17 protein-coding genes are annotated in these 23197 nt (G+C 69.9%); 1 reads left to right on the forward strand and 16 read right to left on the reverse strand.

Annotation, left to right across the window (positions count from 1 at the left end):
- Window positions 1-55 precede the first annotated feature (55 nt).
- The 5 genes from U9R90_RS14055 to U9R90_RS14075 form a co-directional block, all read right to left on the reverse strand.
- Window positions 56-1330: a LolA family protein gene (locus U9R90_RS14055; protein ID WP_411056768.1), complete on the reverse strand. Its 1275-nt coding sequence runs from the start codon at window positions 1328-1330 to the stop codon at window positions 56-58.
- 254 nt (window positions 1331-1584) lie between these two features.
- On the reverse strand, window positions 1585-2595 hold the full coding sequence (locus U9R90_RS14060) for a polyprenyl synthetase family protein (RefSeq protein ID WP_411056769.1): 1011 nt from the start codon (window positions 2593-2595) through the stop codon (window positions 1585-1587).
- A 222-nt stretch (window positions 2596-2817) separates the two neighbouring features.
- Window positions 2818-3624 (reverse strand): HAD family hydrolase, encoded by an 807-nt coding sequence (locus tag U9R90_RS14065; RefSeq protein WP_411056770.1) that lies wholly within the window; start codon window positions 3622-3624, stop codon window positions 2818-2820.
- 81 nt (window positions 3625-3705) lie between these two features.
- The gene (locus U9R90_RS14070; protein WP_411056771.1) at window positions 3706-4914 is read right to left on the reverse strand and encodes an FAD-dependent oxidoreductase; all 1209 of its coding nucleotides are present in this window, start codon (window positions 4912-4914) and stop codon (window positions 3706-3708) included.
- 308 nt (window positions 4915-5222) lie between these two features.
- On the reverse strand, window positions 5223-6476 hold the full coding sequence (locus tag U9R90_RS14075; RefSeq protein ID WP_411056772.1) for an ATP-grasp domain-containing protein: 1254 nt from the start codon (window positions 6474-6476) through the stop codon (window positions 5223-5225).
- Between the two features lie 194 nt (window positions 6477-6670).
- On the opposite strand from U9R90_RS14075, the gene fahA reads away from it, so the two are divergent.
- On the forward strand, window positions 6671-7912 hold the full coding sequence (gene fahA / locus U9R90_RS14080; RefSeq protein ID WP_411056773.1) for a fumarylacetoacetase: 1242 nt from the start codon (window positions 6671-6673) through the stop codon (window positions 7910-7912).
- A gap of 46 nt (window positions 7913-7958) precedes the next feature.
- On the opposite strand, the gene recQ is transcribed toward fahA, so the two are convergent.
- From recQ to nuoE, 11 genes are all read right to left on the reverse strand, one after another.
- Window positions 7959-9995, reverse strand: coding sequence for a DNA helicase RecQ (gene recQ, locus U9R90_RS14085; protein WP_411056774.1), 2037 nt, complete (start codon window positions 9993-9995; stop codon window positions 7959-7961).
- Between the two features lie 230 nt (window positions 9996-10225).
- Window positions 10226-11875 (reverse strand): NADH-quinone oxidoreductase subunit NuoN, encoded by a 1650-nt coding sequence (gene nuoN / locus U9R90_RS14090; protein ID WP_411056775.1) that lies wholly within the window; start codon window positions 11873-11875, stop codon window positions 10226-10228.
- The gene (locus U9R90_RS14095; RefSeq protein ID WP_411056776.1) at window positions 11872-13443 is read right to left on the reverse strand and encodes an NADH-quinone oxidoreductase subunit M; all 1572 of its coding nucleotides are present in this window, start codon (window positions 13441-13443) and stop codon (window positions 11872-11874) included. Before U9R90_RS14095 ends, nuoN begins: the two co-directional genes overlap by 4 nt.
- 4 nt (window positions 13444-13447) lie before the next feature.
- Window positions 13448-15349 (reverse strand): NADH-quinone oxidoreductase subunit L, encoded by a 1902-nt coding sequence (gene nuoL / locus U9R90_RS14100; RefSeq protein ID WP_411056777.1) that lies wholly within the window; start codon window positions 15347-15349, stop codon window positions 13448-13450.
- A gap of 14 nt (window positions 15350-15363) precedes the next feature.
- Window positions 15364-15663, reverse strand: a complete 300-nt coding sequence (gene nuoK, locus U9R90_RS14105) for an NADH-quinone oxidoreductase subunit NuoK (protein ID WP_411056778.1) — start codon at window positions 15661-15663, stop codon at window positions 15364-15366.
- A complete protein-coding gene (locus tag U9R90_RS14110; protein ID WP_411056779.1) occupies window positions 15660-16475 on the reverse strand; it encodes an NADH-quinone oxidoreductase subunit J in 816 nt (271 codons plus the stop codon). Before U9R90_RS14110 ends, nuoK begins: the two co-directional genes overlap by 4 nt.
- On the reverse strand, window positions 16472-17128 hold the full coding sequence (nuoI, locus tag U9R90_RS14115; protein WP_411056780.1) for an NADH-quinone oxidoreductase subunit NuoI: 657 nt from the start codon (window positions 17126-17128) through the stop codon (window positions 16472-16474). The genes U9R90_RS14110 and nuoI overlap by 4 nt, the downstream gene beginning before the upstream one ends.
- Window positions 17121-18506 carry an NADH-quinone oxidoreductase subunit NuoH gene (nuoH, locus tag U9R90_RS14120; RefSeq protein ID WP_411056781.1) on the reverse strand — a complete coding sequence of 462 codons (1386 nt, stop codon included), beginning with the start codon at window positions 18504-18506 and terminating at the stop codon, window positions 17121-17123. Before nuoH ends, nuoI begins: the two co-directional genes overlap by 8 nt.
- Window positions 18503-21016: an NADH-quinone oxidoreductase subunit G gene (locus tag U9R90_RS14125; RefSeq protein ID WP_411056782.1), complete on the reverse strand. Its 2514-nt coding sequence runs from the start codon at window positions 21014-21016 to the stop codon at window positions 18503-18505. Before U9R90_RS14125 ends, nuoH begins: the two co-directional genes overlap by 4 nt.
- Entirely contained in the window at window positions 21013-22374 is a 1362-nt protein-coding gene (gene nuoF, locus U9R90_RS14130; RefSeq protein WP_411056783.1) for an NADH-quinone oxidoreductase subunit NuoF, read from the reverse strand. Before nuoF ends, U9R90_RS14125 begins: the two co-directional genes overlap by 4 nt.
- Window positions 22371-23180: an NADH-quinone oxidoreductase subunit NuoE gene (gene nuoE, locus U9R90_RS14135; RefSeq protein WP_411057738.1), complete on the reverse strand. Its 810-nt coding sequence runs from the start codon at window positions 23178-23180 to the stop codon at window positions 22371-22373. Before nuoE ends, nuoF begins: the two co-directional genes overlap by 4 nt.
- Window positions 23181-23197 lie beyond the last annotated feature (17 nt).

A 23197-nucleotide genomic window follows, 5' to 3' on the forward strand; every position in this document is an offset into this window, starting at 1 on the left:
GCGGGTACGAGGTGTCCCGCACCCCGTACCCGCCGCGCCCTGACCCATGTCGCGGCTACTTCGCCGCGTTGGCCGCCTTCACCAGCGAGGCCTTGTCGACCGCGCCCACGTAGACCTTGCCGTCGTCCGTGACGAGGGCGTTGACCAGGCGGGTGGAGAAGACCGTGCCGGAGCCGAACTTCCCGCTCACCTTGTCCCCGAGCGCGTCGAGGAACTTCGACGCCTCCGGCGGGACATCGCTGTCCTCCGGGACCGTGAGGCCCTGGCCGCCGGGCATCTCGAAGGTGGCGATCGAGCTCCAGCCCTCGCCGATGACGTTCAGCCCGGCGAGGTCCTCCATACCCTCGAACTCCTTGCCCTCACCGGGGGACTTCGGCGCGTGCCGCGCGTCCTGGTGCAGGTCGTCCGCCTCGGTGACCTTCATGCCCTTCGCGGGCTTGAAGTCGAAGGTGGACGCGGCGGGGGCGGAGAAGTCGACCTTGGTGAAGCCCGCGTCGATCGCGGCCTTGCCGCCGCTGCTCGGGGTGAGCGTGAACTTCAGCGGTACGCCGTTGTCCGCGTCCACGGCGATCCGGATCGAGCCGACGGTCGACTTGACCCCGTCGGTCTCCTTGGGCTTGATGAGCAGCTGGTAGGCGTCGCGGCCCGCGACCTTCGCGGTGCCGTCCACGGACACGGAAGTCGTGTCGTCGACCGCCTTGAGCGCCTGCTCGGCGAACTCCTTGGGGGTGGCGGGGGCGTCGTCCGGCAGACCCTTGTGCTTCTCGCCGTGCTTGCCCTTCTCGCCGTGCTCCGAGCCGTCCGCCTTCGCGTGGTAGGCCTCGTTCGACGCGCTGTCGTACGCCCATACGTCGTCGCCGTTGTGGATGACGCTGTACTCCGACGCGTCGTCCAGGACGGAGAGCTTCTGCTTGTCGGGGCCGTCCGCCGCGACACGCAGCGTGTGGGTGCCGGAGGCCAGCTCCATCAGCTTGTCCTCGGGGGCGACCGACGAGCCGCCGTGGTCCCCGGCCTCGCCCAGCATGGACGAGGCGGCGCCGCCGAGCCCCGGGATGCCCAGATCCGTACTGATCTTGACGCTGCCGGAGAGCTGCTCGGTGTCCGACGCGGCGATCTTCTCGATGAGTTCCTCTGCGGTGATCTTCGGCAGATCGGGGTCGCCGCTGCTGGCGAGCGCCGGGACCAGCCCGATGGTCGCCGCCGCGACACCCGCCACCGCGACCGGGACGACGTACCGCGCCGCCTTGCGGCGGCCCGACCTGAGCTCGTCGGTCACGTCGTCGGTCACCTCGTCGCTCATGGGTCGCTGTTCCGGTCCGTTGGGTGCCATGTGTGCACTACCTCCGTGGTCGGCGGCGGCGTAAGCGTCTACTCTCCGCCGCCATTCTCACCCGAATTGGTCAGGAGTGGTTGTCGTTCTCGTGTCTCTATCCGACCAAATCGGCTGCCCAAAAGCGTCAGACCCCGGGATCAACTCCGCGTACTGCCCTGGGATGACATACGACGGTGGCGCCTCCCCCAACCCGTAGGGGAAGCGCCACCGGAAGTCGCATAGGAGTGACAGTGAGCGTCAAAGACGGGCTCTCAGCCCGCGCGGTGCACCACCGCGTCGCAGAGCTCGACCAGCGCCGCCTTGGCACCGCAGTCGGGCAGCGGCGCCAGCATGGCCCGCGCCTCCTCGGCGTAGCGCACGCTGTCCCGCCTGGCCTGTTCGAGCGCCGGGTGGACGCGCAGGCCCGCCAGTGCCTTGGCGAGCCGGGTGTCGTCCGTGAGGTCGCCGGCGAGCAGCTCGCACAGGGCCAGGTCCTCGGGCCTGCCGTGCGCGGCGGCCTGGGCCCGCACGTGCAGTACCGGCAGGGTGGGGATGCCCTCGCGCAGGTCGGTGCCGGGTGTCTTGCCCGACTCGTGGCTGTCGCTGGCGATGTCCAGGACGTCGTCGGCGAGCTGGAAGGCGACACCGAGCCGCTCGCCGTACTGGGTGAGCACGTCCACGACCGTCTCGTCGGCGCCCGACATCATCGCGCCGAAGCGTCCGGCGACCGCGATCAGGGAGCCGGTCTTGCCGCCGAGTACGTCGAGGTAGTGCTCGATCGGGTCGCGGCCGTCGCGCGGTCCTGCGGTCTCCAGGATCTGCCCGGTGACCAGCCGTTCGAAGGCCTCGGCCTGGACGCGTACCGCCTCCGGGCCCAGGTCGGCCAGGGTGTGCGAGGCGCGTGCGAACAGGAAGTCGCCGGTCAGCACGGCGACCGAGTTGTCCCAGCGGCTGTTGGCGCTCTCCACTCCGCGGCGCACCTCGGCCTCGTCCATCACGTCGTCGTGGTAGAGCGTCGCGAGATGGGTGAGCTCGACGACCACGGCGGCGGGCACCACGCCCGGCGCGTGCGGGTCGCCGAACTGCGCGGCGAGCATCACCAGCAGCGGCCTGAGCCGCTTGCCGCCCGCCCTGACGAGGTGCTGCGCGGCCTCGGTGATGAAGGGGACCTCGCTCTTGGTGGCCTCGAGCAGGCCTTCCTCGACAGCCGCCAATCCGGCCTGGACATCGGCCTCGAGAGCCTGGTCCCGCACGCTCAGCCCGAACGGCCCGACGACGGTCACGAGGGGGTCTCCTGTCTGCTGGCGGTCACGAGTGTCTGCTGACGAGCACAAGGTCGGTCACCCGTTCGGGGACTCGGTTTGTCGATGTGTCGCCGCCATCACTCAAGTCAGCGTATCCGGTCGACTTTCGATCACGGCGAGCACCTGCCCGACCGGGCGAGGCAGCATACGACGATCGCGGATATGCCGGACACAAGGGACCAATCGCAACCGGTCGCCCGGTCAGGCGAAGAGTCTTTCCAGGACGGCGGCGACACCTTCGTCCTCGTTCGACAGAGTGACCTCGTCCGCGACCGCCTTGAGCTCCTCATGGGCGTTGGCCATCGCCACGCCGTACGCCGCCCAGCGGAACATCGGAATGTCGTTGGGCATGTCACCGAACGTGATCGTGGTCGCGGCGGGCTCCCCCAGGCTCTGGGCGGCGAGCGCGAGCCCGGCCGCCTTGTCCACGCCGAGCGGCTGCAGCTCCACGGTCCCGGGGCCCGCCATCGTCACCGTGACCAGGCCGTGTACGGCGCTGCGGGCGGCGGCGGCCAGCGCGTCGTCGGTCAGCGACGCGTGGCGCATCAGCACCTTGTTGATCGGCGCGGACCACAGCTCCGCCCGGCTGCCCACCCGGACCGCGGGGAGCATCGGGTGCGGCAGCTCATAGCCCGGTTCCATGAGCATCAGGCCGTCGGTCCCGTCCTGGTTCACCGCGGCGAACACCTCGCCGACCTCGGCCTCGATCTTGCCGAGCGCGGTGTCGGCCAGCTCCAGGTCCAGGGTCCTGGAGCTGACCATGGCGTCCGCCCCGGCGTCGTACACCTGCGCACCCTGGCCGCAGACGGCGAGGCCGCGGTAGTCCAGCTCCACCAGCAGATGCCGGACCTGGGGCACCGGACGCCCGGTGACCACGATGTGCTGCGCACCCGCCGCCGCCACCCTGGCGAGCGCGGCCCGGGAGCGCCCCGACACGACGTCGCCGTGGCGCAGCAGGGTCCCGTCCAGGTCGGTGGCGATCAACGAGTACGCAGGTGGGATGGCCATGCCCACCAGGATACGGAGACCCCAACAAACTGCGAGAAAGAGGACGTTGGCAGTCTGGCGGCGCCCTGGACCCCTGCCGTGCTACCCGGAATCTGCCCCGTGCGCCCGCACCAGATGCCTCACCAGGCGTGGCGAGGCCGCTTCCGTGCCGCAGACGAAGCGCATCGCGGGGCCGTACGAGGCGGCCGCCGGCAGGCCCGTGAAGTACAGGCCGGGGACCGACGAGCAGTACCCGGCGCCGAGCTTCGGGGTGCCGCGGCTGACCGCGAGGCGGGCCCGCAGCGCGTGTCCGATGAAGTCCAGGGCGGCGAGGTCGACGCGGTAGCCCGTGGCGGCCAGCACATGGTCGGCGGCTATCTCGCGGAGCCGGCCGCCGGGGGTCCGTACGGTCAGCTCCGGGCGGCCGTCCGCCACGGCCGCGCCGGTGATCTCGCGGACCTCGGTCACCTCGACGCGGCCCTCGAAGCGGTCGTGCAGCCACCAGGCGCCGAGCGGGCCCAGTATGCGGTGTACGAGATAGTGCCTGGCCTGCGGCGGGAGGTGGCGGTACAGATGCGCGTGGTAGCTGATCGCGTAGAGGGACCAGGCGCGCCCGAAGGGTGAACGGGGGCGCAGCCGCGGCTGCTCCCAGGGCGGGCCGCCGAAGCCCGGAGTGGTGCGGGCCACCAGGCGCACCCGCGCCCCGGCCTCGGCGGCGAGCACCGCGCCCTCCAGCGCCGACTGGCCGGCGCCCACCACGATCAGCTCGCGGTCGGCGAAGCGGTCCAGGCCGGCGTGTTGGGAGCTGTGCGAGACGGGCCCTGTGGGGGTGGGTCCGTCCGGTACGGCGGCGGCGAGCTCGGCGGGCAGCCGGGCGAAGCCGGACAAGCCGGTGGCGACGACGACGGCGCGCGCCGTGAACTGCTCTCCGGAGTCGAGCTTGATCTCGAAGCCGCCCGCGGTGCGCCGGTCGACGGACACCACCCGCACCCGTTCGAGCCCGGGCACCAGGCGCTCCTGGAACCACGTGCCGTACGCCACGAAGGTCTCGATCTCGATGAGGTCGTCGTCGGCGACGAGGCGCTTGATCCCGGCCGCGTCGCAGTAGTCGGCCAGTTGGTGGCCCGGCTGGGGTGCGTCGATGCTGGAGGCGACCGGGGTCGACTTGAGCACCATGCCCGCGGGCATATGGGAGCGCCAGCTCGCCATGGGCTCGCCGAAGACCCGTACGGGTAACCCACGGGCGCGTAGATGGGCCGCGGTGGACAGGCCGTAGGGCCCGGCCCCGATCACTGCTACCGGATGACTCACGAAGTCCCCTCCCCAGGGCGTGCGATGTGCTGTGCGGCGGCCGCGGGCCAGGTCCTGTCTTCAAACTCCCGCCGTCCGCCCGGAGGGCGGGCCGCACGGCGTCTGGTGCGTGCTCTCGGCGTGCCGGGTGCAGGCCCTCGTACTGGATGTACTTGGGTCTGTGCCCGGTGCGGCGAGAGTGCGTGCCAGGCGTCGCACGGAGGGGGCACCTCCCGCTCGAGCGAAGCCGAGAGTGGGGGAGGGAGTTTGAAGACAGGGCTCCCGCTCGAGCGAAGCCGAGAGTGGGGGAGGGAGTTTGAAGACAGGGCCTAGCCCGGGCCTCGTTCAGGCTGGTTGTCCCGCCACAGGTGGTACAGGTGTCTGGCCCCCGGTCTGACGAAGCGGACCAGCATGGTGAAGAACGGTTTGAGGTCGTCCGCGGCCAGCCACGCCAGCTCGGTGCCCCGTGCGCGGTCCGGGGCGTGCGGTGTGGTGTATCCGCTGCGGCGGTAGGCGATGAGTGCGGGCAGGTCGATGTTCTCGACCAGGTACCGGTGTCCGGCGCGCTGTTCCCCCGGGGGCACGGGGCGGCCGGTCAGATGCAGGTGCTGGGCGCGGACCATGTCGATCCCGGCGTCGCTCTCGAAGAGCCGGAACTGTGCGCCCAGGCGCGGGTTGAAGTCGAGCAGTTTGTACTGGCCGTCGCGCCGGTCGAAGCGCAGGTCCAGGTCGATGATGCCGCTGAAGCCGATCTGCTTGATGAAACGGATGACCAGGTCCGCGAGTTCCGGGTTGTCGACGACGTAGGCGTGGGCCGTCATTCCGGCGTGCGGGGGCCAGGAGCGGACCTTGACGCCCGTGAACATCGCGAGCGGAACCGAGTCCTGGTCGAAGTAGGCGTGCACGATCCAGTCCTCGGCCTCCTCACGCGGCAGGTACTCCTGCAGGATCACGCCGGGGCGCTCACCCCAGCCGGCGGCGAGGGCGAGCAGCCGCTCCGGGGTGCGGATGCGCGTGGTGCCGTTCACCGCGGGCCGCCGCCTGCGGACGAACGCCTCGCGGTTCTTGGCCACGATCGGGAAGCGCGCCGTCCGGGCGAACTGCTCCACCTCCGCGTAGGACTGCGGGAAGGCCGCCGCGGGTGAGGGCACGCCGTGCTCGGTGCAGAGTTCGTGCAGCCCCTGCTTGGAGGCCAGTCTGCGGGGTAACTCGGGGTCCGTACGCGGGAAGAGGAAGCGGTCGCCGAGCTCCTGCTGATGCTCGGCGATGAGGACGGCCGCCTCTTCGTCGGTGGGGATGAGCATGGCGGGCCGACCGATCCGGCGGCCGACCCGCAGCAGCCCGTCCACCAGCTCCGCCGCGTCCTCGGTCCCGGTGGTCGGCCAGGGGAAGGCCTGGCGCAGATGGCGGGAGACCGCGGCCGGGGTGTACCGGTCCTCGGTGATCGCGTACATCGGGACCCCGAGCCGCCCCAGGCTGCGAATGGCCCCGACCCCGCCGTGGTGCAGGACGTAGTCGCCGAACTTGACGATCAGACCGGGGACGGCCCGGTCGACCGCGAGCGACGTGCTGCTGCGCGCCATGTGTCCCCCCAAAGGACGGACCAGGACAGACCCGGAGCCATCCCGTCCGTGAACCCCATAAAGGAAGCTATGCCGGAACAGAGCACTCCAGCAAGGCTTTTCCGGACATTGCCAACCCTTTTGACCCTGCCGTCGCGCGCCGCCGCGACGTAACGTGTGGGCAACCACAAGACGGAAAGCGAGGCAGCGTACCGATGCCCGAGCAGACCCCGCTCGATCTCCCCGAGGGCGACCCCTTCGGTCCGCACAACCTGCCGTACGGCGTGTTCTCCCTACCGGACGAGACCGCCGAGACCCGCCGCAGGGTCGGCGTACGCCTCGGTTCGTACGTCCTGGACGCCGGTGCGACGGCGCACGCCCTGGGCTCGCCGTACGCGTCCCTGCTCGCGCAGCCCACGCTGAACCCGCTGCTCGCCGCGGGGCGGCAGACCTGGAGCGACGTCCGGCGGGCGCTCACCGCCTGGGTGACCGTCCCGGCCCACCGGGACGTGGTGCAGCCGCTGTTCCACCACCTGTCGGATGTGACCCTGCACCTCCCCTTCGATGTCGCGGACTACGTCGACTTCTACGCGAGCGAGAACCACGCACGGAACGTCGGCCAGATCTTCCGCCCCGACGCCGAGGACTCACTGACCCCCAACTGGAAACACCTGCCCATCGGTTACCACGGCCGATCCGGCACTGTTGTGGTCTCGGGGACCGACGTGGTACGCCCCTCGGGTCAGCGCAAGGCCCCCTCCGACCCGGCTCCGGTCTTCGGCCCGTCCGTCAAGCTGGACATCGAGGCCGAGGTCGGCTTCGTGGTGGGAGTGCCCACCGAACTCGGGGCCCCCGTGGAACTGTCCGCCTTCCGCGACCACGTCTTCGGCCTCACCCTCCTCAACGACTGGTCCGCAAGGGACATCCAGGCCTGGGAGTACGTACCGCTCGGCCCGTTCCTCGGCAAGTCCTTCGCCACCTCCGTCTCCGCGTGGATCACCCCGCTGGAGGCCCTGGACTCGGCCAGGACCGCGCCGCCGACCCGCGATGTGCCGCTGCTCCCCTACCTCGACGACACAACCGAGTCCGCGGACGAGCCCGGCGGCTACGACCTCCGCATCTCCGTCGCGATCAACGGCCACACGGTCGCCGAACCGCCGTTCTCCACCATGTACTGGACGGCCGCCCAGCAGCTCGCCCATATGACGGTCAACGGCGCCTCGCTGCGCACCGGCGACCTCTACGGCTCCGGCACCGTCAGCGGACCCGAGCGCGACCAGCGGGGCTCCCTGCTCGAACTCACCTGGAACGGCCGCGAGGTGCTCGACCTCCCCGACGGGAAGCGGACCTTCCTGGAGGACGGCGACGAGGTCACCCTGACCGCCTGGGCGCCGGGCCCGGACGGAACCAGGGTCGGCCTGGGCGACGTCACGGGCCGCATCGCACCACCCGCCTGATCCACGACCACGAGGTCCTCGGTGAGCGGGCGCGCCAACCGCCCGCTCACCCCTCGTCGTCCGCGCTCTCCACGGCGTCCACCTCCTCCCCGAAGCCATCGAAGCCATCGAAGTCGTCGGGGGCGCCGAAGCCGTCGAAGCCGTCGGGGCCAACGCTGTCGCCGAAGTCGGAGCTGTCGGGACCGTCCGGGCTGTCCGGACCCGCTGGGCCTGCTTGGCCCGCTGGGTCGTCGAGTCCGGCGACCGTCGCGAGGACCCCTTCCCCGTACGTCGCCAGCTTCTTCTCGCCCACCCCGCCGATGGTCCCCAGCTCCGCCACCGAACCGGGCCGGGTCACGGCGATCTCCCGCAGCGTCGCGTCATGGAAGATCACATAGGCCGGAACCCCCTGCTCCTTCGCCTGGCCCGCGCGCCAGGCCCGCAGCGCCTCGAACAGCGGCACCGCCTCATCGGGCAGGTCGACGACGGCCTTGGCCTTGCGCTCGGCCTTCGCGGCCCGCGCCGCCGCCGGCTTCTTGCGCTGCTTGCGCAGCCGCACCTCGCGCTTGCTGCCGAGCACCTCACCGCTCTGCCCGGTGAGCACCAGCGTGCCGTACTCGCCCTCGACGGACAGCAGGCCCTGGGCCAGCAGCTGCCGGACCACGCCCCGCCACTCGGCCTCCGACAGCTCCTCGCCGACCCCGAAGACCGACAACTGATCGTGGTCGAACTGGATGACCTTCGCGGTCTTCCGCCCCAGAAGGATGTCCACGATCTGCCCCGCGCCGAACTTCTGCCGCCGCTCCCGGTCCAGCCGCCACACCGTGGACAGCAGCTTCTGCGCGGCCACCGTGCCGTCCCAGGTCTCCGGTGGGATGAGGCAGGTGTCGCAGTTGCCGCACGCCTCGGCGCCCGGCGCCTGGCCGAAGTAGGCGAGCAGCTGGCCCCGTCGGCACTGGGCCGTCTCACACAGGGCCAGCATGGCGTCCAGATGGGCCCCGGCACGGCGGCGGAAAGCCTCGTCCCCGTCACCGCCCTGGAGCATCTTGCGCTGCTGCACGACGTCCTGCAGGCCGTACGCCATCCACGCCGTCGACGGCAGCCCGTCCCGCCCCGCCCGCCCGGTCTCCTGGTAGTAGCCCTCCACGGACTTGGGCAGGTCCAGGTGGGCGACGAAGCGGACGTCCGGCTTGTCGATGCCCATGCCGAAGGCGATGGTGGCGACGACCACCAGGCCCTCCTCGCGCAGGAACCGGGACTGGTGGGCCGCGCGGGTCCCGGAGTCCAGTCCCGCGTGGTACGGCACGGCCGCGATGCCGTTGTTGCAGAGGAACTCGGCCGTCTTCTCGACCGAGTTACGCGAGAGGCAGTAGACGATGCCCGCGTCCCCGGAATGCTCCTCGCGCAGGAACCTGAGCAGCTGCTTCTTCGGCTCGTCCTTCGGCACGATGCGGTACTGGATGTTGGGCCGGTCGAAGCTCGCCTCGAAGTGCCGGGCGCCCGGCATACCGAGCCGCTCGGTGATCTCCCGGTGGGTGGCCCGGGTCGCGGTCGCCGTCAGCGCGATCCGGGGGACGTCGGGCCAGCGCTCGCCCAGCAGGGACAGGGCCAGGTAGTCCGGTCGGAAGTCGTGGCCCCACTGCGCCACACAGTGCGCCTCGTCGATCGCGAAGACCGAGATCTTGGCCCGCGAGATCAGATCCAGGGTCGACTCCAGGCGCAGCCGCTCCGGCGCCAGATACAGCAGGTCGAGCTCGCCCGCGAGGAACTCGGCCTCCACCGTGCGCCGCTCGTCGAAGTCCTGCGTGGAGTTCATGAACCCGGCCCGCACGCCGAGCGCCCGCAGCGCGTCGACCTGGTCCTGCATCAGGGCGATCAGGGGTGAGACCACGATGCCCGTGCCGGGCCTGACCAGCGCCGGGATCTGGTAGCACAGGGACTTGCCGCCGCCGGTCGGCATCAGGACGACGGCGTCCCCGCCCGCCACCAGATGCTCGATGACCGCTTCCTGCTCGCCCCGGAAGCTGTCATAGCCGAAGACTCGGTGCAGCGTACGCAGCGCGTCGCTCTCCGTCACCTCACTCATCACCACGGTCCCGTTCATCGCCCTGTCCCCCATATGCCGTCCCTCGACCACTACCGCAACGATAGGGGTCCGGGCCGACACCCCGCGAAGTTATCCACAGGCCGCTGCCCGGGCTCCCGTGTGAGACGCGGGAGCCCGGGCGGCGTTTTGCCCCCGTGACGGGCGCAACCATCAATGGAGGAACCACAGCGGCGATCAACCAGCTCCGCGAGAGCGGCGGCGGTTTAGCCGCAAAGGGGGGCTGGGAGCTAGCGCACGAAGACACTCGCCTGGTTCGCCAGGTCGAGGAAGTACTGCGGCGCCACACCCAGCACCAGCGTGACCGCGACACCGACCCCGATCGTCGCCATCGTCAGCGGCGAGGGAACGGCGACGGTCGGCCCCTCGGGACGCGGCTCGCTGAAGAACATCAGCACGATGACGCGGATGTAGAAGAACGCGGCGATCGCGGACGAGACCACACCGACCACGACCAGCGCCCCGGCCCCGCCCTCGGCCGCCGCCTTGAACACCGCGAACTTCCCCGCGAACCCGGAGGTCAGCGGGATACCGGCGAAGGCGAGCAGGAACACCGCGAAGACCGCGGCCACCAGCGGCGAACGCCGCCCGAGCCCGGCCCACTTGGACAGGTGTGTCGCCTCGCCGCCCGCGTCCCGTACCAGGGTCACCACCGCGAAGGCGCCGATCGTGACGAAGGAGTACGCCAGCAGGTAGAAGAGCACCGAGGAGATCCCGGCCTCGTTCATGGCGATCACACCGGCCAGGATGAAGCCCGCGTGCGCGATCGAGGAGTACGCAAGGAGACGCTTGATGTCGGTCTGGGTGATGGCGACGATCGCACCGAACAGCATGGTGATGATCGCGACGCCCCACATCACCGGCCGCCAGTCCCAGCTCAGGCCCGGCAGCACCACGTACAGCAACCGCAGCAGCGCACCGAAGGCCGCGACCTTGGTGGCCGCCGCCATGAAGCCGGTGACCGGGGTCGGGGCGCCCTGGTACACGTCCGGGGTCCACATGTGGAACGGCACCGCGCCGACCTTGAAGAGCAGGCCCATCAGGACCATCGCGGCGCCGATGAGCAGCAGCACGTCATTGCCCATGGTGTCCGCGAGTGCCGGGTCGATGGACGTCACCGTGCCGTCCACGACCTCGGCGATCCCGGCGTACGACAGCGTTCCCGAGTAGCCGTACAGCAGCGCGATACCGAAGAGCAGGAACGCCGAGGAGAAGGCGCCGAGCAGGAAGTACTTCACCGCCGCCTCCTGCGACACCAGCCGCTTGCGGCGGGCGAGCGCACAGAGCAGATAGAGCGGCAGCGAGAAGACCTCCAGCGCGATGAACAGCGTCAGCAGGTCGTTGGCGGCGGGGAAGACCAGCATGCCGCCGATCGCGAACATGACCAGCGGGAAGACCTCGGTGGTGGTGAACCCCGCCTTGACCGCGGCCTGTTCGCTCTTGCCGCCGGGGGCCGCCGCGGCCTCGGCGACGAACGAGTCGACGCGCTTGCCGTGGGCCACCGGGTCGAGCCTGCGCTCGGCGAAGGTGAAGACGGCGACCATGCCCGCCAGCAGGATGGTGCCCTGCAGGAACAGCGCGGGCCCGTCCACCGCGATCGCGCCCATCGCCACGATGCCCGCCTTGGTGCCGCCGTGCCCGGCGACCGCCAGTCCGACGACCGCGGCGAACGCGGCGGCCAGGGCCACCACGCTCAGGAACAGGTGGGCGTAGTACCGCGCTTTGCGCGCCACGAAGGCCTCGATGAGGATGCCCACGACGGCCGCGCCGATGACAATGAGCACGGGCGAGAGCTGGCCGTACTCGATATGCGGCGCGTCGATCTTGTTGACCGGTTCGGCCGCCGTTGTCCACAGGCTGTGGACGGCTGATGCGCTCACTTGGCCGCCTCCACCTCGGGCTCGGGGTCTGTCTTCTGTACGTCGGACATGGTGTGCTCCACGGCCGGGTTCACCACGTCGGTGAGCGGCTTCGGGTAGACGCCCAGGAAGATCAGGGCGGCGATGAGCGGAGCGACCACGGCGAGCTCACGCACCCTGAGGTCCGGCATCGCGGAGACTTCCGGCTTCACCGGGCCCGTCATCGTCCGCTGGTAGAGGACGAGGGTGTAGAGCGCGGCGAGCACGATCCCGAAGGTGGCGATGATGCCGGCCACCGGATAGCGCGCGAAGGTGCCGACCAGGACCAGGAACTCGCTGACGAACGGCGCCAGGCCCGGCAGCGAGAGCGTCGCCAGACCGCCCACCAGGAACGTACCGGCGAGCACCGGCGCGACCTTCTGCACCCCGCCGTAGTCGGCGATGAGCCGCGAGCCTCGCCGCGAGATCAGGAAGCCGGCCACCAGCATCAGGGCAGCGGTCGAGAGCCCGTGGTTGACCATGTAGAGCGTCGCGCCCGACTGGCCCTGGCTGGTCATCGCGAAGATGCCCAGGATGATGAACCCGAAGTGCGAGATCGAGGCGTACGCCACCAGGCGCTTGATGTCGCGCTGGCCGACCGCGAGCAGCGCCCCGTAGACGATGCTGACCAGGGCGAGCGTCAGGACCACCGGTGTCGCCCACTCCGAGGCCTCGGGGAAGAGACCGAGGCAGAAGCGGAGCATCGCGAAGGTGCCGACCTTGTCGACCACCGCCGTGATCAGCACGGCGACCGGAGCGGTCGACTCGCCCATCGCGTTCGGCAGCCAGGTGTGCAGCGGCCACAGCGGTGCCTTCACCGCGAAGGCGAAGAAGAAGCCGAGGAACAGAAGCCGCTCGGTGTTGGTCGCCATGGTCAGCTCGCCGCTGGCCCGCGCCTCGGCGATCTCAGGCAGCGAGAACCCGCCCGCGACCACATAGAGGCCGATCACAGCGGCCAGCATGATCAGGCCGCCGACCAGGTTGTAGAGCAGGAACTTCACCGCGGCGTACGAGCGTTGCGTCGCCGCGTTCTCGTCGCTGCCCGCGTGGGCCCGGTCCCCGAAGCCGCCGATGAGGAAGTACATCGGGATGAGCATGGCTTCGAACAGGATGTAGAAGAGGAAGACGTCGGTGGCCGCGAAGGACAGCACCACCATCGCTTCGACCATCAGGATCAGGGCGAAGAAGCCCTGAGTGGGCCGCCACCGGGAACTCTTCGTCTCCAGGGGGTCGGCGTCGTGCCAGCCCGCGAGGATGATGAACGGGATCAGCAGCGCGGTGAGCCCGATCAGGGCGACGCCGATGCCGTCCGCGCCCAGTTCGTACCGCACCCCGAAGTCCGCGATCCAGGCGTGCGACTCGGTGAGCTGGTAGCGCTCGCCACCGGGCTCGAAGCGGATCGCCACGGCGGCCGCGAGGCCCAGCGTGCCGATGGAGACCAGCAGCGCGAGCCACTTGGCGGCGGTGCGCCGGGCGGCCGGGACGGCGGCGGTGGCGATCGCACCGAGCGCCGGAAGCGCCGCCGTCGCTGTCAGCAGAGGAAAGGACATGGGATCAGACCGCCCTCATCAGCAGGGTCGCGGCGATGAGGACCGCCGCACCGCCGAACATCGAGACCGCGTAGGACCGGGCGAAGCCGTTCTGCAGCTTGCGCAGTCGGCCGGAGAGCCCGCCGACCGACGCGGCCGTGCCGTTGACGACTCCGTCGACCAGGGTGTGGTCGACGTACACCAGGGAGCGGGTGAGGTGTTCGCCACCGCGGACCAGCACCACGTGGTTGAGGTCGTCCTGGAGCAGATCGCGGCGGGCCGCCCGGGTGAGCAGCGAGCCGCGCGGAGCGGTGACCGGGACCGGCCGCCGTCCGTACTGCACGTAGGCGAGCCCGATACCGAGCACCATGACCGTGATCGTGGCTGTCATGATCACCCCGGCGCTGATCGGCGGGTGCCCGTGCTCGAACGCCGTGACGGGTTCGAGCCAGCCCACGAACGACTCGTTGAGGCTGAACAGACCACCGGCGAAGACCGATCCGAAGGCGAGCACGATCATCGGGATCGTCATGGACTTGGGCGACTCGTGCGGATGCGGCTCCTTGCCTTCCGCATCGGGCTGCCAGCGCTTCTCGCCGAAGAAGGTCATCAGCATCACGCGCGTCATGTAGTACGCGGTGAGGGCCGCGCCCAGCAGGGTGACGGCGCCGAGAATCCAGCCCTCCGTACCGCCCTTGGCGAAGGCCGCCTCGATGATCTTGTCCTTGGACCAGAACCCGGAGAGCCCCGGGAAGCCGATGATGGCCAGATAGCCGAGACCGAAGGTCGCGAAGGTGACCGGCATGTACTTGCGGAGGCCGCCGTACTTACGCATGTCGACCTCGTCGTTCATGCCGTGCATGACCGAGCCCGCACCGAGGAACAGCCCGGCCTTGAAGAAGCCGTGGGTCACCAGGTGCATGATCGCGAAGACATAGCCGATCGGGCCGAGGCCCGCCGCCAGGATCATGTAGCCGATCTGCGACATGGTCGAACCGGCCAGCGCCTTCTTGATGTCGTCCTTGGCGCAACCGACGATGGCACCGAAGATCAGCGTGACCGCACCGACCACCACGACCGCCAACTGCGCGTCGGGCGCGGCGTTGAAGATCGCGCCGGAGCGGGTGATCAGGTACACGCCCGCGGTCACCATGGTCGCCGCGTGGATCAGGGCCGAGACCGGGGTCGGGCCCTCCATCGCGTCCCCGAGCCAGGACTGCAGCGGCACCTGCGCGGACTTGCCGCACGCCGCGAGCAGCAGCGTCAGGCCGATAGCCGTGAGCATGCCCTCACTGGTGGCACCGGTACCCGCCGCGTCCAGGACCGGCCCGAAGGCGAAGGTCCCGAAGGTGGTGAACATCAGCATGATCGCGATCGAAAGGCCCATGTCGCCGACGCGGTTGACCAGGAAGGCCTTCTTCGCAGCGGTGGCGGCGCTGGGCTTGTGCTGCCAGAAGCCGATCAGCAGGTACGAGGCGAGGCCGACGCCCTCCCAGCCGACGTACAGCAGCAGGTAGTTGTCGGCGAGCACCAGCAGCAGCATCGCCGCCAGGAACAGGTTCAGGAAGCCGAAGAAGCGGCGGCGCCGCTCGTCGTGCTCCATATACCCGATCGAGTACAGGTGGATCAGTGTGCCCACGCCGGTGATCAGCAGGACGAAGGTCATCGACAGCTGGTCCAGCTGGAAGGCCACGTCCGCCTGGAATCCCTCGACCGGGATCCAGCTGAACAGATGCTGGCTCAGGGTCCGGTCCTCGGTGTCCCGGCCCAGCATGTCGGCGAAGAGCACCGCCCCGACGACGAACGAGGCGGCCGCGAGCAGCGTCCCGATCCAGTGACCGGTACGGTCCAACCGGCGGCCGCCGCACAGCAGTACGGCCGCTCCGAGCAAAGGCGCCGCGACCAGCAGCGCAATCATGTTCTCCACGTTTCAGCGACCCCTCACAGCTTCATCAGGCTGGCGTCGTCGACCGAGGCCGAGTGGCGCGAACGGAACAGCGTCACGATGATCGCCAGCCCGACCACGACCTCCGCGGCGGCGACGACCATCGTGAAGAAGGCGAGGATCTGGCCGTCGAGGTTGCCGTGCATCCGGGAGAAGGCGACGAGTGCGAGGTTGCAGGCGTTGAGCATCAGCTCGACGCACATGAAGACCACTAGGGAGTTCCGCCTGATCAGCACCCCGGAGGCGCCGATCGCGAACAACAGGGCCGCTAGATAGAGATAGTTGACGGGATTCACTTGGCGGCCTCCTCATCTGACTTGTCCCGGCCGAGGCGTTCCCCCGAGCGCTGTTCCAGCGCCCGCAGGTCGCTCAGCGCCTGGCCCGACACGTCCCGGACCTGGCCCCGGGCGCGCAGCGTCTTGTTGACGGTGAGCTCGGACGGCGTGCCGTCCGGCAGCAGGCCCGCGATGTCCACGGCGTTGTGCCGTGCGTAGACACCGGGGGCGGGCAGCGGTGGCACATGGTCGCCGCGTACGCGCTCTTCGGACAGCTCCCGCTGGGTCTTGGCCCGCTCGGTGCGCTCCCGGTGGGTGAGCACCATGGCGCCGACGGCTGCCGTGATGAGCAGCGCGCCGGTGATCTCGAAGGCGAAGACGTACTTGGTGAAGATGAGGGCCGCGAGGCCTTCCACGTTGCCGCCCGCGTTCGCCTGGGCGAGGCCGTTGAACTCCTGCAGCGAGGCGTTGCCGATTCCGCCGACCAGCAGGATGGCGAACCCGGCGCAGCACAGGGCGGCCAGCCAGCGCTGGCCCTTGATGGTCTCCTTCAACGAGTCCGCGGCCGTGACACCGACCAGCATGACCACGAAGAGGAAGAGCATCATGATCGCGCCGGTGTAGACGACGACCTGGACGATGCCGAGGAAGTACGCGCCGTTGGCGAGGTAGAAGACCGCCAGGATGACCATGGTCCCGGCCAGGCACAGCGCGCTGTGTACGGCCTTCTTCATGAAGACGGTGCACAGGGCGCCGAGTACGGCGACGGTGCCGAGCACCCAGAACTGGACGGCCTCACCGCTGGACGTGGTGTAGGCGGCGAGCGGGCTCATGCGTCGGCCCCCTCAGGCTGCACCGGACCGTCCGCGGCGGCGGACTCCTCCGCGTTCTCCTCCGAGGGCTTCTCCCCCTTGGACACGGCGACCTGGCGCACCGTGCCGGGGGCGGCCTCGGTGACCAGGCCCCGGTAGTAGTCCTGCTCGTCCGTGCCGGGGAAGATCGAGTGCGGCGACTCGACCATGCCTTCCTCAAGTCCCGCCAGGAGCTGTTCCTTGGTGTAGATGAGGTTGGCGCGGCTGCTGTCGGCGAGCTCGAACTCGTTGGTCATCGTGAGCGCCCGGGTCGGGCAGGCCTCGATGCACAGGCCGCAGAGGATGCAGCGGGCGTAGTTGATCTGGTAGACGCGGCCGTACCGCTCGCCCGGCGAGTAGCGCTCCTCGTCGGTGTTGTCGGCGCCCTCCACGTAGATGGCGTCGGCGGGGCAGGCCCAGGCGCACAGTTCGCACCCGATGCACTTTTCCAGGCCGTCCGGATGGCGGTTGAGCTGGTGCCGGCCGTGGAAGCGCGGTGCCGTGGTCTTCGGCTGCTCCGGGTACTGCTCGGTCAGCCGCTTCTTGAACATGGCCTTGAAGGTCACGCCGAAGCCGGCGACAGGGTTCTGGAACCCCTGCTGGGTCTCGCTTGACTCCCTGGATTCCTCAGACACCGTCAGCCTCCTTTCCGTCACTTGGGCCGGGGGTCCGGGGGTGTCCCCCGGGACTAGTACTGTCCGCTCCGCCACTGACAATCAACTCGCGCTCCTGGCGCGAGCGGCGTCGCGGAACGGGTGGCAGCTCCTGGCCTGGCATCGGCGGGACCGGGAATCCACCGGCCATCGGGTCGAAGGCGGGCGGTGTCTTCTTGATCGCCGCCTCGGCCTTCTCCTTGCGGTCGCGGAAGATGTCCACGACGAAGGAGATCAGCAGCAGGGCCAGCAGGCCGCCGCCGACGTAGAGCAGGATCTCCGAGAAGGCGTACTCCTCGTTCCGCAGCGTCCGTACGGTCGCGACCAGCATCAGCCAGGCGACCGAGACCGGGATGAGCACCTTCCATCCCAGCTTCATCAGCTGGTCGTAGCGGACGCGTGGCAGGGTGCCGCGCAGCCAGACGAAGAAGAAGATCAGCAGCTGCAGCTTGATGACGAACCAGAGCATCGGCCACCAGCCGTGGTTCGCGCCCTCCCAGAACGTGGAGATCGGGTACGGAGCCCGCCAGCCACCGAGGAACAGTGTCACCGCGATCATCGACACGGTCACCATGTGGATGTACTCGGAGAGCATGAACAGCGCGAACTTGATCGAGCTGTACTCGGTGTTGAAGCCACCGACCAGGTCGCCCTCGGACTCCGGCATGTCGAACGGCGCCCGGCTGGACTCGCCGATCATCGTCACCATGTAGATCAGGAACGAGACCGGGAGCAGGACCATGAACCAGCGGTCGTTCTGCGCCCCGACGATCGCCGAGGTCGACATCGACCCCGAGTAGAGGAACACCGAGGCGAAGGCCGCGCCCATGGCGATCTCGTACGAGATCATCTGGGCACACGAGCGGATGCCGCCGAGCAGCGGGTACGTCGACCCGGACGACCAGCCACCGAGCACGAACCCGTATACCCCGACCGCGCCGATCGCCAGTACATAGAGCATCGCGACCGGCAGGTCGGTCAGTTGGAGCGCGGTGCGCTGGCCGAAGATCGAGACCTCGTTGCCGGCCGGCCCGAAGGGGATGATGGCGATCGTCATGAAGGCCGGAATCGCGGCCATGATCGGCGCGAGGATGTAGACGGCCTTGTCCGCCCGCTTGACGATCACGTCTTCCTTGAGCATCAGCTTCACGCCGTCGGCGAGCGACTGCAGCATGCCCCAGGGGCCGTGCCGGTTGGGGCCGATACGCCGCTGCATCCAGCCGATGACCTTGCGCTCCATCACGATGGAGATCAGTACGGTCACCATCAGGAAGGCGAAGCAGAAGACCGCCTTGATGACGATCAGCCACCAGGGGTCGGTGCCGAACATCGAGAGGTCTTCCAGGGCGAGCGGGCTCATGCCTGCACCTCCGAAGCGGCCGGGCCGTCCGTCGCGGCGGTGGCCGGACCGATGGTGACGAGTTCGCCGGGGCGGGCTCCGGTGTCGGATGCCACCCCGCCGCCGGTGGAGTTCAGCGGCAGCCAGACCACCCGGTCCGGCATCTCGGTGACCCGTAGCGGGAGTGCGACCGAGCCGTGCGGACCGGTGACGGCGAGGGGGTCGCCGTGCTTGACGCCCGCCTCGGCGGCGGTGGCCGCCGAGAGCCGGACGACGGCCTCGTGCCAGGTGCCCTTGAGCGCCGCGTCGCCCTCCTGGAGGCGGCCCTGGTCGAGCAGCTGCCGGTGGCCCGCGAGTACGGCCTCCCCGGCTGCGGGGCGCGGCAGTTGGCCGATGGTGTCCAGGGGCTCGGTGGCCCTGGGCCCGTCCCAGGGGCCGAGGCGGTCGAGTTCACGGTGGACCGACCGGTTGTCCGGCAGGCCCATGTGGACGTCCATCGCGTCGCCCAGCATGTGCAGCACGCGCGCGTCGGTGGGCGCGGACGGACGCGTCATCTGGTCCGGCTTGAGCGCCGCCTCGAACGGCCGTGCCCTGCCCTCCCAGTTGAGGAAGGTGCCGGCCTTCTCGGCGACCGCCGCCACCGGGAGGACGACGTCCGCCCGCTCGGTGACCTCGCTGGGCCGCTGTTCCAGGCTGACCAGGAAGCCGACCTCGCTGATCGCCTCCCGGGCGCGTGCCGGGTCCGGCAGGTCCGCGACCTCGACGCCCGCCACCACCAGGGCCTGGACCTCGCCGGTGGCCGCGGCCTCGACGATCTGGCCGGTGTCGCGGCCGAAGCGGTGCGGGAGTTCGGCGACGCCCCAGAGGGCCGCCACCTCACTACGCGCGCGTGGATCGGTCGCCGGACGGCCACCGGGCAGCAGCGAGGGCAGCGCGCCCGCCTCGAGCGCACCGCGCTCACCGGCCCGACGCGGAATCCACACCAGTTCGGCGCCGGTGGCGCTCGCCGCGCGTACCGCCGCTGTCAGCCCGCCGGTCACGGCCGCGAGCCGCTCACCGACGACAATGACCGCTCCTTCGGAGCGCAGCGCTTCGGCGGCCTTGGCCCCGTCATCCCCGAGGCCGACACCGGAGGCCAGCGCGTCCAGCCACTCGGGCTCGGTGCCGGGGGCCGCGGGGAGCAGGGTGCCGCCCGCCTTCTCCAGGCCGCGCGTCGCGTACGGGGCGAGGGCGAAGGTCCGCTGGCCGTGGCCGCGCCACGCCTTGCGCAGCCGCAGGAAGACGCCGGGGGCCTCCTCTTCGGACTCGAATCCGGCGAGCAGGACGGCGGGCGCCTTCTCCAGCGAGGTGTAGGTGACCCCCGTACCGTCGAGGTCCCGTCCGCGCCCGGCGACGCGGGCGGCCAGGAAGTCGGACTCCTCGCCGCTGTGCACGCGCGCGCGGAAGTCGATGTCGTTGCTGCCGAGCGCCACGCGCGCGAACTTGCTGTACGCGTAGGCGTCCTCGACCGTCAGCCGCCCACCGGCCAGCACCGCGGCCCGGCCCTTGGCGGCCGCGAGCCCGGTGGCCGCGGCATCCAGCGCCTCCGGCCAGCTCGCCGGCCTGAGTTCGCCCGACTCGGCGTCGCGCACCAAGGGGGTGGTCAGCCGGTCGCGCTGCTGTGCGTAACGGAAGCCGAAGCGCCCCTTGTCGCACATCCACTCTTCGTTGACTTCGGGGTCGTTGGCCGCGAGCCGCCGCATCACCTTGCCGCGCCGGTGGTCGGTCCTGGTCGCGCAGCCGCCCGAGCAGTGCTCGCACACACTGGGCGACGAGACCAGGTCGAAGGGACGGGACCGGAAGCGGTACGCCGCTGAGGTCAGCGCGCCGACCGGGCAGATCTGGATGGTGTTCCCGGAGAAGTACGACTCGAAGGGGTCGCCTTCGCCGGTGCCCACCTGCTGCAGCGCGCCCCGCTCCAGGAGCTCGATCATCGGGTCGCCGGCGATCTGGTTGGAGAACCGGGTGCAGCGGGCGCAGAGCACACACCGCTCGCGGTCGAGCAGCACCTGGGTGGAGATCGCCACCGGCTTCTCGAAGGTGCGCTTCATGCCGTCGAAGCGCGAGTCGGACTGGCCGTGCGACATGGCCTGGTTCTGCAGCGGGCACTCGCCGCCCTTGTCGCAGACCGGGCAGTCCAGCGGGTGGTTGATGAGCAGCAGCTCCATCACACCCTGCTGGGCCTTCTCGGCGACGGGCGAGGTGAGATGGGTCTTGACGACCATGCCGTCGGTGCAAGTGATGGTGCAGGAGGCCATCGGCTTGCGCTGGCCTTCGACCTCGACGATGCACTGGCGACAGGCGCCCGCCGGGTCGAGCAGCGGGTGGTCGCAGAACCTCGGGATCTCGATGCCGAGTTGCTCGGCGGCGCGGATGACCAGGGTGCCCTTGGGCACGCTGAGCTCGACGCCGTCGATCGTCAGCGAGACCAGGTCCTCGGGCGGAACGGCCGCCTCCCCTCCCCCGGAGGTGGCGCTTGTGGTCACTGTCATGCGGTCACCTCCGTGGGGTCGGCGGGCCGGTCGGCCCAGGCGGTCGACTTGGCCGGGTCGAAGGGGCAGCCCTTGCCGGTGATGTGCTGCTCGTACTCCTCGCGGAAGTACTTGAGCGAGGAGAAGATCGGCGACGCGGCACCGTCGCCCAGTGCGCAGAACGACTTGCCGTTGATGTTGTCGGCGATGTCGTTGAGCTTGTCGAGGTCCGCCATGGAGCCCTTTCCGGCCTCGATGTCGCGCAGCAACTGCACCAGCCAGTAGGTGCCTTCGCGGCAGGGTGTGCACTTGCCGCAGGACTCGTGGGCGTAGAACTCGGTCCAGCGCGTCACCGCCCTGACGACGCAGGTGGTCTCGTCGAAGCACTGGAGCGCCTTGGTGCCGAGCATCGAGCCCGCGGCGCCGACGCCTTCGTAGTCCAGGGGGACGTCGAGGTGGTCGGCGGTGAGCATCGGGGTCGAGGAGCCGCCTGGCGTCCAGAACTTGAGGCGGTGGCCCGGCCGCATGCCGCCGCTCATTTCGAGGAGCTGGCGCAGCGTGATGCCGAGCGGGGCCTCGAACTGGCCCGGGTTGGCGACGTGGCCGCTCAGCGAGTAGAGCGTGAAGCCCGGGGACTTCTCGCTGCCCATCGCCTTGAACCAGTCCTTGCCCCGGTTCAGGATCGCGGGAACCGACGCGATGGACTCGACGTTGTTCACGACAGTGGGGCACGCGTAAAGACCCGCGGCAGCCGGGAAGGGGGGACGCAGCCGGGGCTGGCCGCGACGGCCTTCGAGCGAGTCGAGCAGCGCGGTCTCCTCACCGCAGATGTACGCGCCCGCGCCCGCGTGCACGGTGAGTTCGAGGTCGAGTCCGCTGCCCAGGATGTTCTCGCCGAGCAGGCCCGCCTCCTTCGCCTCACGCACGGCCTCGTGCAGTCTGCGCAGTACGGGGACGACCTCGCCGCGCAGATAGATGAAGGCATGGTTCGACCGGATCGCGTAACAGGCGATCACGATTCCCTCGATGAGGGCATGCGGGTTCGCGAAGAGGAGCGGGATGTCCTTGCAGGTCCCGGGTTCCGACTCGTCGGCGTTGACAACTAGATAGTGCGGTTTTCCGTCTCCCTGGGGAATGAACTGCCACTTCATTCCGGTGGGGAAGCCCGCGCCGCCGCGGCCGCGCAGGCCCGAGTCCTTGACGTAGGCGATGAGGTCGTCCGGGGTCATGTCGAGGGCCTTGCGCAGGCCCTCGTACCCCTGGTGGCGCCGGTAGGTCTCCAGCGTCCAGGACTTCTCCTCGTCCCAGAAGGCCGACAGGACTGGTGCCAGCAGCTTCTCGGGGCTGGTCTCACTGATCTCAGCAGCCACGGTCATCACTTCCCCTCCTCGGATACCGGACCGGCCGGATGCTCCGGGTCGGACGCCGAGGTCTTCTGTGGCGCGTCGTGTGAGCTCGGGTGGTCCCTGGGCGGCTCGTCGCTCGGGTAGCCGGACGACCGGGGCGAGACGACCTTGGCGGGCGAGACCTCGCCCTTGGCCAGCCGGAGCCCCAACAGGGATGCCGGGCCCGCTCCGCCGGACGCCTCGACGGCGCCGGGGCGCTCGTCGGGGAAGCCGGCCAGTATCCGGGCGGTCTCCTTGTAGGTGCACAGCGGGGCGCCGCGGGTGGGTTCGACGGTGCGGCCCGCGCGCAGGTCGTCGACGAGCCGCTTGGCGGACTCGGGCGTCTGGTTGTCGAAGAACTCCCAGTTGACCATCACGACGGGGGCGAAGTCGCAGGCCGCGTTGCACTCGATGTGCTCCAGGGTGACCTTGCCGTCCTCGGTGGTCTCGTTGTTGCCGACCCCGAGGTGCTCCTTGAGCTCGTCGAAGATGGCGTCGCCGCCCATCACCGCGCACAGCGTGTTGGTGCAGACGCCCACCTGGTAGTCACCGGACGGCTTGCGCCGGTACATGGTGTAGAAGGTGGCGACCGCGGTGACCTCGGCGGTGGTCAGGCCGAGGAGTTCGGCGCAGAACGCCATGCCGGTGCGGGTGACATGACCTTCTTCGGACTGGACCAGGTGCAGCAGCGGAAGCAGTGCGGACCGGCTGTCCGGGTAGCGGGCGATGATCTCTCGCCCGTCCGCTTCGAGCCGGGCCCGTACGTCGGCCGGGTAGTCGGGGGCCGGGAGTTGGGGCATACCCAGCGATACATCGG

This window comes from Streptomyces sp. E11-3, assembly GCF_046540415.1.
Lineage (GTDB): Bacteria > Actinomycetota > Actinomycetes > Streptomycetales > Streptomycetaceae > Streptomyces.